This is a genomic window from Pseudomonas graminis (genome assembly GCF_013201545.1).
GTDB lineage: Bacteria > Pseudomonadota > Gammaproteobacteria > Pseudomonadales > Pseudomonadaceae > Aquipseudomonas.
This window is the reverse complement of the sequence record NZ_CP053746.1, coordinates 3,010,122-3,024,128: the sequence shown is the minus strand read 5'-3', so window position 1 is coordinate 3,024,128 and position 14,007 is coordinate 3,010,122. Positions and strand designations below refer to the sequence as shown.

Here is a 14,007-nt window from a genome sequence, read left to right as displayed (position 1 = left end):
CCGGCTGTGTATGGATCGTCCAAGCGGGGTTAACCCACGCAGCAATCATCACCCGATCACGATCCGCCGCGCCTTCGACGATTGACACGCTAACTTTCAGAAATGAACAAGGACGCTCACCATGAAACGCAACTCACGCACCCTCTTTCCCCCGCTGGAACGTGACTACTCTGTCATGGCGCTACGGCCGTTATGGATCAGCGGGATGGTGACGCCCGTTGAACACGGTGACGGCGGGATCAACATTGCCATCGTGGAGGACAATCCCAGCGGCATGTTGAGCGCCGTTGATCCCTGGCTGCGCATGCAGGAGGGGGATCGAATCGAGGTGTACTGGGACGGTGTAATGATCGCAGATCACGACGTCGTCGCTGCCGATCTGGACAAGCGCATCATTTTCTTTCTGCCTGGCAGTGCCGCCGTTGCGGGGTGGGCCGAAGCTGTCATGTATCGCCTGACCCGTGCTGGCGCCACCTCGACGGAAGACTCGGTGCCGTTGCGCCTGAGGGTCAAGCTCGACCGGCCGGCGGGCATTGACCGCGACCCGCACCTGCCTGGTCACTCAGAACTGGCGGCGCCGCAACTGCCACAGGATGTGATCGAAAACGGCGTGGACGCCGAGTCGGCCGCTGAAGGCATTCCGGTCACCATTGCCACCTACCCCGGACGCGCCGCGCGCGACACGCTCGAACTGCGATGGGGATCGGTATCGCTGCGGCGACAAATCAGCGAAGACGAAGCAGCGGGCAGTGACCCGATTGAGATCATCGTCGATCAGGCCACGGTGCTGGCGGCCGGCGATGCCGAGAGCCTGCTGGTGCACTATCAGGTGTACGACGAGGTCTGGAATTTTTCCACCGACTGGTCCCTGCAAACCAAGGTGCCCGTGGAGGCCGGCGCCTGGAAACTGGACGCACCTATCATCGCGCAAGCCTTGAATGGCGTTATTGATCTGGGCACCCTCGCCAGCGCCGATGTCACGGTACAGATCCCCGTATCCGGGGCCCCTTTCGAACGCGGTGACACGCTGACCATGACTTGGCTGGGGACCACGGCGCAAGGTGAGGAACTGACGTATACCGAGTCGGTCGTACTGGGCAATATTCCGTCCGTCTACGACACCACCGTGCCCAATGCACGGGTGCGCGCGCTCCTCGACGGGAAAGCCGAGGCCTCTTATGTGCTGACCAAAGCCAACGGTGATCCACCGCAGTCCTCCAAGCGCGCGCCAGCTCGCATCACTGGCACCCTACCGTTGAAAATTCCGAGCATTCTGGAGCTGATCGGCGATGTGCTCAGCCCTCTGGAGGAACGTGCCCATGTGGAAATTCCGGTGTACGAGTACATGGCCAACGGCGACCTGATCGATCTTATCTGGCTGGGAACCCGGGTGGATGGCACGCCTTACCTGTACGAAGCCCAGCACATCGTCACCGCCAACGAGGCAGGAAATGTGGTCTACATCCCGGTGATGGGCGAGCACATTGCCCCGCTGGAGAACGGCACGCTGGATGTCAGTTATCGGGTTTCCAATGACGCCTGGCAGGTGCTGGATGTCCGCGTTTCGGAGCACCTGCACGTGCGAGTCGGGCAACATTCGGCGTCCCTGCCCGCCCCCTCCATCCTGGAAGCCGAGGCCGGCGTACTCGATCCCGAACTGCACCCGGGAGACATCACGTTACGGGTCAGCTATACCGGCACGCTGGCCGGCGACATCCTGACCTGGTACTGGCTTGGTCTTCCTCTGGAGGGCAGTGGCAGTGACTCAATCCCCATCACCACCACCATCGCCGGCAAACCGGTGGATTTCACGCTCCCGCGCGCAATCGTCGAGCCCAACATCAACAACGAAGTGAGGGTGCTGTACACGCTAAGGCGCGGCTCGCCAGCCTCCTACCAGTACTCGGCGACGCTGAATCTGATCATTGGCAAACTGATTGGCGACCTTCCCGCCCCCACCGTGCTGCAGGCCAGCAATGGCGTGCTCGATCCGATGGATGCATTGAATGGCGTCACCGTACGCGTGAGCTACGCCAGCATGGAGGACGCGGATCTGGCGACCCTCATGTGGTTGGGTACCCCGGGAACAGGATCCCCCGCCGATCAGGAAAAACCGGGCAGCAGCAGCGGGCAAGTCGAATACACCGTGCCCGCGCCAGTGATCGGCGCCAACATTGGCCGAGACGTCAGTGTCAGCTATCGGGTCAAGCGTTACATGGCCGAGAAGCAGTCGGACATATTGCGCCTGCCGGTGCTGCCGTTCGGTGAGCCCGACAAAGACCTGCCCCACCCCGTCATCACCCAAGCCGATAGCCAGACCCTGACGCTCAATCTGGCAACCTTCACCGGCAATGGCACTGCGACCGTTACGAAATGGCCGTTCATTGCTGCAGGGCAGCGCGTGTGGTTCAGGCTCGAAGGGGAAACGAGCAGTGGCGGTTTGCACACGATCACGCTGCTCGACGGTGTGGAGCTGACCAGTGCCCAGGCGACTGCCGGCCTGTCGCAAAGCGTTTTGCGCACTGAACTGGAGCGGCTGGGGCAAGACACCCGCGTGACGGTGATCTGCAACGTGGCCTTCGACGGCGTCGCCAGCGAGAGTGCTGCCGTGCCGCTTCCGCGAACGGTCTACACCTTCAAGCTTCATCACGACTGGGTCAGCCCGCAGATCGTCAGTGTCAAGGACAGTAAAGGCGAAGTCGCCGAGGGCGGGATCACCTTCGACACCCAGCTCGCGCTAACCGGTACGTCCACTCTGGAGGCTGAGCTTGAAATCCTCGATGGCAGCACACGCCTGACCACTGCCCGCGCAAATGGCAGCGGCGCCTGGAACACCAACCTGTCGGGATTGCAGATAAAAAACTACAGCGTGACTGCCCATGCCCTGGACGGCAGCGGCCTGGTTTCACAGCCCCGCCGGTTTGAAGTGCTAGCCAACCTGACACCGACCATCACTCAGGTGGTTGACTCCAGCGGACCTGTCAGCAACGGCGGCACCACCGTCGAAACCAGTGTCACGATCACCGGCCAGGGCAGTCCCGATCAGCAGATCGAACTGTTTGACGGCAACGCCTCCAAAGGCACGGCGCGCACCAACAGCGCGGGCACCTGGTCGTTGACCGTTTCGGGACTGACAGTGGCCTCGCATCCCTTCAAGGCCAAAGCGCTGTATGGCTCTCAGCCTGAATCCATCGTGTGGACAGTTACAGTGGCACAAAACGTCATACCCACCATTACTAGCGTGGAGGATTCAAATAACGCAGATATACCGGATCGTGGTTACACCGTTGATACCAGTGTTACGCTGAGGGGCGCCGCTTCGGCGAACTTCGACGTGCAGATACTCGATGGCGCTACTGTCATAGGCACGGCAAAGGCTGACGCCGGTGGCCAATGGACACTCAGCCTGACCGGTCTGAGCGTGGCGGCGCATGCCGTGAAGGCCAAAGCACTGTATGGCAGCGGACAAGAATCGCTGGTACGGACTTTTACCGTCACAGCCTCGGTTGCACCAACGATCACCAGCATCAAGGATTCTCAAGGCCAGGAAATTCCTGACAAAGGAGCAACCGCTGATACTCAAGTCACCCTGACCGGTGCGGCGAGTAGGGGTCTGAATATCCAGGTCCTTGACGGCGCGACCGTCAAGGGCACGGCCACGGCGGACGCCAACGGAACGTGGTCATTGCTGTTGACTGGCTTGAGCGTGGCGTCCCATGCCATGAAAGCCAAAGCCGTGTACGGCGCGGGCGCCGAATCGGCGGTACGTAGTTTCACCATCATTGCCTCCGTCGCCCCAACGATCACCAGCATCAAGGACTCGAATAACGTCGAGATCCCACCCAACGGGTTCACTGTGGAAACCGACGTAGTGCTGACAGGCAGTGCCAGCGAAAATCTGGAGGTGGAAATTTTCGATGGCGCACTATCGCAAGGCAAAGTCAGGGCCAACGCAGCCGGAGAATGGACGCTCAGCCTGACCGGTCTGAGCGTGGCGGCGCATGCCGTGAAGGCCAAAGCACTGTATGGCAGCGGACAAGAATCGCTGGTAAGGACTTTTACCGTCACAGCCTCGGTTGCACCAACGATCACCAGCATCAAGGATTCTCAAGGCCAGGAAATTCCTGACAACGGCTCAACCGCTGATACTCAAGTTACTCTGACCGGTAGGGCGAGTATGGGTCTGAATGTCCAGGTCCTTGACGGCGCGACCGTCAAGGGCACGGCCACGGCGGACGCCAACGGAAACTGGTCATTGCTGTTGACTGGCTTGAGCGTGGCGCCCCATGCCATGAAGGCCAAGGCCATGTACGGCGCGGGCGCCGAATCGGCGGTACGCAGTTTCACCATCATTGCCGCTGTCACCCCAACGATCACCTCCATCAAGGACTCGAAAAACGTCGAAATCCCGCCCAACGGGTTCACCGTGGACACCAACGTGGTACTGACGGGCAGTGCCAACGCGAATCTGGAGGTGGAAATTTTCGATGGCACAACATCGCGAGGCACCGTCAGGGCCAACGCGGGCGGACAATGGACCCTCAGCCTGACCGGTCTGAGCGTGGCGGCGCATGCCATGAAAGCCCGCGCCAATTACGCAAATAACCCGGAATCACCGGTGCGTACGTTCACGGTCACGGCTGTCGTAAGCCCGACCATCACTCAGGTGGTGGAACCCAACGGCACGCCGGTGGCCAACAATGGCTCGACGTTCGCCAATACCCTGACCCTGTCGGGCAAGGCGTCGATCAATCAGTCGGTGGAAATATATGATGGAGCGACCTCCAAAGGCACTGCCGACGTGAACGCGAACGGCGACTGGTCGCGGCAGGTCAGTGGCTTGGGCAGTGGCAGCCACAGCCTCACGGCCAAGGCGCTCTATGCCAGCAACCCGGTTTCATCGCCCTGGACGGTTAATGTGCTTGCCGCAACCGTGCCTACCGTGACGAGCGTGCGGGATTCCCAGAAGGAGATTTCCAATGGAGGCAAAACCACCGAGACAGCGGTGACGGTCAAGGGCAATGCGGCCGCGAATCAGCAGGTTGAAGTGTTCGACAATTCCACCTCCAAGGGCAAGGTATCGGTCACAGGCGCGGGTGAATGGACCCAGTCTGTCAGCGGGCTGGCGTTGGGCGGGCACAGCATCAAGGCCGTTGCGCGGTACGGGGATGAGCCGGAGTCCAACGTCCGGACGTTTACGGTGGAATCGCCGGTGCCGCCTTTGGTCATCGACCCGTCTACCGTTGCACTGAGCAGCAAACTTTATCGGCCAACCGCAGATCTGTCGGTTGATCCGGTGAGCTGGCCCGCCAACTCGACCTCACGAAGAACCCCCAGCAGTGGTGCTCCACCGTACACCTACACTTCGAGCAATTCAGCGATCGTCAAGGTTGCGGGAGACGGCACGATCTATTCCCAGAGCAACGGCAACGCAACCATTACCGTTCGCGACAGCCAGGGTCGGTCCGGTAGCTATCCAGTCAGTGTTTCCGGAGTGATCCTTGTACATTTGCTGGGCAACACTACTTATAAGGCAGGGCTGAAACTGGCGGCTGCAAATGGAAAGCGGATTCCAAGCCTTGGCGAGCTGCGTGAAATCCATGCTCAATACGGTAATCGGTGGCCGCAAGGCGAAGCCAGATTTTACTCGTGGTCCACTGATGGAGCTGGGCTTTACAAAAACTGGGTAAAAAATCTGGTGACGTCGGATGAGCTTGCGTTCGACATCAAGTTTGAAAATTTCGGTAGCTATGCGCACACACACGCGATGTAAGCTGTTTTGAGGTTGAGGCACCTTGTATCGGACAGCGCGGTGATACAAGGTGCCTCGGACATCACCAGCTATACCGCAACCCCACATTCGCCCCGAACGGCTGTTCAATGCTCTCACCGTTGGAGTAATCGAAATCAGCATGCACCTGCAGGCTGTCGGAGAACGCCACCGCTACACCCGCCCCCAACTCACCTCGCGAGCCGGACAGGTCGTTGTTGAAGACGTTGTTGTTGACCTGCACTTCGTTGTTTTTGGCGAACTCATGGGCACCGGCCACTCGCACATAGGGCTGCACGACACTGCCGCTGTCCAGGGTGAAGTTGCGCCCGGCCGTCACACCCACTTTGCCCAGCAACGAGCGTGTCCGGTCGCCCTCGGCCTGCATGCCGTTGTCCAGATCGTAGTCCTTGCCGCCGATGACGACCGCGGACAGTTGCGTGAAGGGTTCGACGAAGTAGCCGTTATCGAGCTTGATGTGCCGGCCAAATTCCACCGAACCGCCCACGCCGGCGTTGTCATAGTCGCCCTTGGAACGCGTGCCGTCGCTCATGCTGACTTTCGAGTCGTTACGGAAGCGGTTGTACTTGAGGACGCCGTCAAAATAGTAACCGCTGGCCTGATCCAGCCAGGTGGTATACACCCCGGCGTAATAGCTCTTCACCGTGCCCGACGTACCGCGACTGAGATCAAGATCGGACTTGCTGTGCCCGGCCAGTACACCCACCAGCCACTGCCCGTCGCCGACTGGCAACGGAGCATCGGCGCCGAGGGACAGGCCCTGCTGCGTCTGCTGATACCCCGCACCCGACGCTTCGTCGACGTTGTATTTGTTCCCGTAAGTGCGCACCCAGCCACCGGACTTGCCGCCGTTGAAGCGCAGTTCGCCCATGCGGCTGCGCAACGACGTCAGCTCGCCGTACCAAACCGTCGGCGCCGTGTTGAACAACGCCAGCACCGAGCGTGTGCCGGGGCTGATCGTCGCGGTATTCGGGTCCAGAAACCAGTCGGTTCCGCCTGCGCCATTGCTGGCCGACGTCAGTTGATAGGAATAGGTCCCCACGTCAACCGCACCGTCGCCCGCCAGCGCAAAGGTCGCGTTACCGCCTGCAGTTTGAACAACGGTCAAGGGCTGTGGTGACGTCGGGTCGACGCCGGAACCTGCGATCAGCAAGGTATGGCTGCCCGTTGCAGAGCCGGTCACATTGAGCAGGTCGTGCTCGTTGGTGAGGTAATCGGCGTCCATGACAAAGGTGCCGTTGCCGGACAGCGCGCCGACGGTGAGCTGGTAGAACGCGTTGGTTGCGCCAAACCTCACCGTGCTGTCATTCATCGCAAGGGAGTTGAGGGTATTGGAACCCACCATATCCCAGGTGGAGGAACCAGCGAGGGTGGCGCTGTCGACATTGATCAAGTTGCCGGTGAACACCGAGTTGTTGGCCAGCGAAACAACCCCGCCACCTGAGGTGATATCGCCGAACATCGAACTGGCATCCAGGCTGACATTACTGCTGCTGACATCGCCTTTCAGCGTTGAGCCGCCCAGCAACCTCAGCACACCTCCACCGCCGGTCGACGTGACATTGCCGACGATCGAACTGGCGTCGAGACTGACGTTGTCGCTGCCGACATTACCCTCCAGCACGGAGCCTGCCACCAGGGACACCACGCCTGCATTGCCCGTCGACGTGACATTGCCCGTTATTGAACTGGCGTCGAGACTGACGTTGTTGCTGTTTACGTTGCCTCTCACCAGAGAGCGGCGAACCAGCTTGACGGCACCTGCTCCGCTGGCCGAAGTGACATCGCCGACAACCGAGCTGGCGTCAAGACTGACGTTGTCACCGATAACCTGACCTTCTACAGTGGACCCTGCGATGAGCGATACAACGCCGGTGTTGCTGGTCGACGTGATGTCACCCTTCATTGAACTGGCGTTCAGGCTGACGTTATCGCTGCTGACATTACCCTCCAGTACGGAGCCTGCTACCAGGGACACTACGCCTGCGCTGCTCGTCGACGTGATGTCGCCAATCATCTGACTGGCATCCAGGCTGATGTTGTCGCCGTTGACGTTGCCTTCCAGCACTGAACTGCCGACGAGCGATACGACGCCGGCACTGCTCATCGACGTGATGTCGCCCTTCATCTGACTGGCATCCAGGCTGACGTTGTCGCTGTTGACGTTGCCTTCCAGCACTGACCCGTTAGCCAGCGAAACCACGCCGGCGTTGCTGGCCGAGGTCACGTTTCCGGTAATGGAACTCGCATTCAGACTAACCGTATCAATACCGGTGACATCGCCCGTGAGCGCCGAGTTATTGTTCAGGGCCAGGGTGCCGCTGCTGGTGGCATCCGCCGAAACGTTACCGATCAACCGGCCCTGATCGAAGGTCAGGTTGGCAATGCTGCCGTTGGAGAGGCCGAAATTACCGGTCACTTCACTGTTTTGCAGCAGCACATTCGCCGTCGCCGTATTGGTAACTTCCAAAACGTTGCCGTTGCCACCGGTAAGGGTTGTGCCATTGAGCAGATTGAAGTTGGCGACCAGCCCCCCGCCCTGGCCATTGACCAGAATCGCGGCACCGTTGGTACCTTCTATATGTGAGCCTTCGATATTGACCGTACCCTGGCGCACATTGGCCGTATCCACCCGATAGACGAGGCCGTTCAAGCCGCCGGTGACGGTACTGCCGCGCAGGGAAATGTCCGAGCCGAAACCGCGGACCCCGTAGCTGTTTGCGCCGGTGCCGGTGATCACGGCGCCCGTTGCGTCCAGCGTACTGCGGGAGGAAAGCGTCGCGCCCCCCGCGCCACCGCTGATGGTGCCCCCATTGATCTGGAACGCGCTGCCAGTGCCGCCTTGAAACTGTGCACCACTGAGACCGAGGCCGGTGCCGCTGGTAATGGTAGCGTTCGTCAGGACCGCCTGGCTGTCGCCGAGCATCAAGGCGGTCGAATTGCCGGCGGCATTAACGCTGGCACCGTTGACGTTCGCCACGGCGCCCGCTGCGCTGAGATTGATGCCTGTGGTTGAACTGCCCTCATTGAAATTGACCACGGCACCTGCGCCACCGCCGAAAATCGTCAGGGCTTGGGCGCCGCTGCTCACCGTCAGCGAGGAACCGGGCGCCAACGTCCAGGCTTCGGGCGTGTCGCCCTGGTTAACCACCGCAGATTCGTCAGGCGACAGTGTGCGGCCCTGGGCGGCGGTGCTTATGCACAGCGCGAGGGAAATAAAGGTTGAGGGGTTGAAATAACGAGAGTGTGTGAAACGCGACGCAGCCATGCCTAGCTCCTTGGGAATATCGCCATTCCCACGGAGTAGAGAGAAGCTCCGCAGGACAAAGGCGCGAAGACTACATTCTTCAAATTGTTATTCGTGTAGGACGTTTCCTAACCTATTGAGCGTAGTTTCCTACAATTAGCATTAACTACCGCTCATCGTAAAAATGCGGAAACAAGCCTGAGAAAACGACAAGGCCGTTTAGCGCGGCCTTGTCTTTTATCACCCCAACTAAAGAATCTGTACATTCGATCTCAAGTTGAGCTCACTCACTTAACAGCCGCATCCACCCGCCCCAAATGCACGAAGGGTATTAGGCGGACATTGGCCCGCTGCGTTCAGACCCGATGCTCTGATCAGCGTCTCCCCCTGCATCGGCGGCGTGGTAACAGACACATACGTCACTCTGATCGACCCGTTCAAGCCGGTTGGCAGGACGTACTCATCAAACGGCCCTTGATCGAATGTAAAACCGTCAGCGACCTGCTCCGCAGTGATGGTCTTCGAGAATGTCGACGCGGCGCCCGCCGGTTGTGTCCCTGCTCTGTCGGTGTAGCACTGCCAAGTGAAGTCAAGCGTTTCACCACCCTGCAGGTTTGGATTTGCAGGGATGCGCACACGAACCAACTGTTCAGGGCCGAAGTGCGTACTGCAGTTGAGAATGGGTGTTCCGTCCGGCGCCCGGGCCGCGAGGGGAAACTCGGGATTGGCGAGCTTGATCGGCAGCGCTGCGCTGACATCTACCAAAGTCGGCACGCAGGCCTCGATATTGCCGGGGGGAGTAATACGCCCAACGGTATAGAACACCGGCACTGCCGTGCTGCTGGGCAGGTCCTTGATCGCGTCCCAATCCAGAACGAAATCGTAGTCATCACCCGCCGTCCCCACTACAGGGCTGAGCCTGGCGACCTCTTTCGTGGAATCACCCCAAAACAGGACCATCTCCTCGCCGGTCCCGATAGGGTCGTACAGCTTGAGCGTTACCGTAACGTCGCCGCCGACGTCGACATCCGTCAGCACGTTAGGGACTGTAGAAACCGCGCCCTTTACCGTGACTCTTGGCAGGTCGGGGTTTACTGGATCCGGCCGATCCGGGTTCACGGGTCCAGGGACGAAGAAATCCACATTGATGGTGGCGGTGTCCGAGGCGAACGTTTTGTCGCCACGCTCGACGACGTAGCTCACCGGGGTCGGCAGCACCGTGGTCGCCGTGCCATAGGCAGGCTTCAGTATGGTTTCGTAGGGAACATTGAGGAAGATCGTCGCAAAAGGGTCCGTGATCCTGTGAGTCACCTTGAGTGCCGCACTGCCCCAAGTGAGAACGAGAAGGTCGTTTTCAAGCGCGTTCGGGTACGGATCAATTTCAACCAAGGCGACATTTACCAGATCAATGTCGGCAAGTTGCAGAACGCTGTCATCCACGATTTTGGGCACGCTGGGTGCGGCCAGTGGAGCAATCGGAAGCGGATTGAGAAAGAGGCCGGCTGTCGCGTTATCCGCGGGAGCGCCTTTGTTACCCACCTTGTCGACCAGTCGGTAGGACACATAGATGAGGCCATCCAGCAAACCGGAAAAGGCATCAGCCGGTACCATGATCTGCCGGCTCGAATCAATCACCCCGGTAAACACTGGCTTAGTCGGGCTTGTGCCGACCTCATGAACATAAACCTCCAGGTTATCGCCCGGCTGTTCGTCTTGATAGGCCGGGATGACCAGCTCCAGCCCGCCATGGGCATCCAGGTAATCCTGTGTGATGCCGTCGCTGATGACGACAGGGTCTACAAACGTCGCCGCATCCGGCGCCTGACCATAGTTGGGTGCAGTCTTGTCAATGATGAATTGGGTAATATCCGATTCTGCGGTATTGCCCGCCTCGTTCGTGACGGTGTAGCGCAAGTCGAAGGTGCCTTGAACAGCAAAGTTGGATTTGCTCAACTGCAGCTCCATGGGGAAGTCACCGGGTTGCAATGGACCTGCAATCGGGATCACGCCCTGGGCACTCTGCCACGTCCCCGAGGTTGACAGTTTCCACTCGAACTGAAGGTAGTCGTTCTCACCCTGGCCTGCGCCGTTAGGCCACTGGGGGATGTTGATCGGCATGTCCTTTTCCTGCTCATCCCGAGGCACCAGGCCTGCGAAGGCAGGGTCGCCGCCCCACCAGACCGGCGCAATCGGCGCACTCAGGTTCGCTAGTGTAGACAGGCGTTTCTTACTGGCCTGGTCCTGCTGGTTGACGGCACGCGCCAGTGCACTGGCCAGCACACGGGTCTGCTTGCTTGATAAGTTGCTCATGTCTTTTCTCCTTGAGTTGACTCGCGCCTATCCCGCCTGGCGCGTCTTGGGTTTCCAGCGTTACTGCCCTTTGCCGCCACGCCCGAGCGTCTGCAACACGCGGGCGATGAATCGAGTGAACAGACGACAGGCCTTGCACCCGCCCTCCCTGCGCGAGCCAGACTGAACAGCCTGCATCACGGGGCCGCAGATCTCGCCGCTGGGCAACGTGCGATTGATCTTCACTAGCCCCTCGTAGGACGCGCCCGAGTGCCCGCCGACTTTCGTCAACCGGTAACTGGCCAGCGCCGATCCTTCAAGGATGGGTTCGATGTGGGGAATGAAAGGCTCGACCAAAATGTCCAGATAACCGTCTGTCACGTTCTTCACGCTGACCGTTCTGGCAAATACGCCCTCGGTGCCCGCGATCGGATCGTGGCCGTTCAACGTGTGATAGCCCTGCCAATACAGTGTGATCTGGTCCTGGTACTCGAACAGGTTACGAACGAAGGTGACCCGTACCGTAATGCCATTCCAGGGCTCGTTATTGCAGTTGATGTAGCCGTAGATATCCGCTTCCGGAAAATCGGGCTCGGGGAGATCGCCCCCCGGCAGCGGCTTCAGCGCAACGGCAGCGGGCGTTTCACGGGAGAACGAGTCGGTCTCGTTGCCGGCACGGTCTCGTACTTTGTAAGTGGCGTAGAAATTGCCATCCCGGTCCGGTGCGCGCACGGCGTCGCCGGGCAGGCTGATGCGGATATCGTCTGCCTCGATCTGCGCCTGGGTCACCGTCACGCTGGCCACAACCGATGTCGTTGGCGGGTTGTCCTGTGACCAGTAAAGGTCAACGACATCGCCTTCTTTCGCGTCGAGATACACAGGGCTCGGCAGGCGCAGCTCTACCTGATCGCCATGACTGGCCAGGTACGCTTCGTTGATCACCCCGCCCACCAGATCATCAGGTAACAACAAGGGCATCAACTGCTGGTTATAGCTGGGCGGGCGGGTGTCGATGGTGACGGTACGACGCTCGGAAGGTGCAGTGTCATTCGCGTCAGTAGTGACCGTGTACCAGAGCTGGTACTGGCCGTCCGGTTGCAGAATGTTTTTGTCGGCTTTCAAGGAGAAAGGAAAGGTTGCGGGATCGACCGGTCCAGGAAAATTCGCAGTGGCCACGGGTGTATCACTGGTCACACCGCTCCAGAACAGGTCCAGTCGGTCGATATCCCCCGGTCCGGCCGGAAACGGCCAAAGCGGCACCAGCACCTCTAGATCATTGACCTGGGTACCGGTGGAAACCAAGCCTTCAGGATCGTTTGGATCAATGATTGCCGGCACTTCAGGCATTGCCAGCAGTGCTTTTGATCCATCCCCTGTTCGTCGTGTTAGCGACTGCGCTTTCCGATCCCTGGCCATCCTGTCCTCACCTCGTCCGATGAACGTTCTCAGCCGGCACCCGCCGACCAAGCAACGCAACAAGGCTTTATTGAGAACCGAATGGGCCAAACTGACTACTGTCAGGAATGACAGTACGGGTCACCACCGGTCGGTAGACGAGGTACTGCCATACAGAACGGAAACGGCAAAAGCAGGGTCACATCAAACGGTCGTCGATCACCAGCACGACCTTGCCCGACACCTGATTGGTGGCGAGCTCTGCGTAGGCCGCTTCGGCTTCGCTGATCGGAAAGCTGCGCGCCAGTTGCGGCTTCAAGCGGCCTTCGGTGAACAGCGGCATGACGTGCTGGCCCAGATCGCTGAGCAGGTCGGCCTTGAACTGGTCGTCGCGGCTGCGCAGGGTCGAGCCGAGGATATGGATGCGCTTGCCCAGCACCTTTGCGAAATCCAGCTCGGACTTGCTTCCGCCCATCAGCCCGATGAGTACCAGACGACCGTCAACGCCAAGCACCTTGAGGTTCAGCGCCGCGTAATTGGCGCCCACCGGGTCAAGGATGACGTTGAACGGCGCAAAGTCGTTCAACGCGTCGAGGTTCTCATTGCGCAGCACACCGCCCTGGGCGCCGAGGGATTCGCAATACGCCAGCCGCTCCGCCGAGCCCACGGTGACCCAGACCGGGTTGCCGAACGCCTTGCACAGCTGAATGGCAGCTGAACCAACGCCACTTGCTCCGGCGTGCAGCAACACTTTTTCGCCGGGCTGGAGACCGGCCAGCTGGAACAGATTCAGCCAGGCGGTGGCGTACACCTCGGGAATCCCCGCCGCTTCGTGCAGCGAAATCCCCTCGGGCACCGGCAGCACATGCCGGGCGTCGACCACGACTTCTTCGGCCATTGCACCGCCCGCAACCAGCGCGCACACGCGGTCGCCGACTTCCCAGGCGCAGCCCGGGCCAACCTCGGCAATCACACCTGAACATTCCATGCCGAGGATTTCCGTCACACCCGGCGGTGGCGGGTAATGCCCCGAGCGTTGCAGCAAATCGGCACGATTAAGTCCGGCGGCTGCCACCTTGATGCGGACTTGTCCTACATCCAGCGTCGGCGATGGCTCATCAACCCATTCCACACGACCTTCCACGCCTTGCAATGCTTTCACGGTGCCTCCATAGTGAGTCTTGACTGAGCCCGATGTGCCTCACGGCCATTGGGCTTTTTGCATTATGCGACCGTGTTCTGACCGAACCGGCGACCTCCAAAGACGGCCTAATATGCGTTATCA

Annotated in this window: 4 protein-coding genes and 1 pseudogene; 1 reads left to right on the top strand and 4 read right to left on the bottom strand. The window is 59.9% G+C overall.

Annotated features, from left to right (window positions below; genetic code table 11):
• Positions 1 to 121 precede the first annotated feature (121 nt).
• Positions 122 to 5,773, top strand: coding sequence for a hypothetical protein (locus FX982_RS13560; RefSeq protein ID WP_172611147.1), 5,652 nt, complete (start codon positions 122 to 124; stop codon positions 5,771 to 5,773).
• 61 nt (positions 5,774 to 5,834) lie between these two features.
• On the opposite strand, the pseudogene FX982_RS24805 reads toward FX982_RS13560, so the two are convergent.
• The 4 genes and pseudogenes from FX982_RS24805 to FX982_RS13540 form a co-directional block, all read right to left on the bottom strand.
• Positions 5,835 to 7,208, bottom strand: a pseudogene (locus tag FX982_RS24805) (autotransporter outer membrane beta-barrel domain-containing protein); the annotation flags it as partial.
• A gap of 2,121 nt (positions 7,209 to 9,329) precedes the next feature.
• Positions 9,330 to 11,348: a hypothetical protein gene (locus FX982_RS13550; RefSeq protein ID WP_172611145.1), complete on the bottom strand. Its 2,019-nt coding sequence runs from the start codon at positions 11,346 to 11,348 to the stop codon at positions 9,330 to 9,332.
• A gap of 60 nt (positions 11,349 to 11,408) precedes the next feature.
• Positions 11,409 to 12,833, bottom strand: a complete 1,425-nt coding sequence (locus FX982_RS13545; protein ID WP_172611144.1) for a hypothetical protein — start codon at positions 12,831 to 12,833, stop codon at positions 11,409 to 11,411.
• A gap of 88 nt (positions 12,834 to 12,921) precedes the next feature.
• Positions 12,922 to 13,884, bottom strand: a complete 963-nt coding sequence (locus FX982_RS13540; protein WP_172611142.1) for an NAD(P)H-quinone oxidoreductase — start codon at positions 13,882 to 13,884, stop codon at positions 12,922 to 12,924.
• Positions 13,885 to 14,007 lie beyond the last annotated feature (123 nt).

Coding starts and splice junctions, on each gene's coding strand:
- FX982_RS13550 (WP_172611145.1), bottom strand. CDS start 11,348: ATGAGCAACTTATCAAGCAAGCAGACCCGTGTGCTGGCCAGTGCACTG.
- FX982_RS13560 (WP_172611147.1), top strand. CDS start 122: ATGAAACGCAACTCACGCACCCTCTTTCCCCCGCTGGAACGTGACTAC.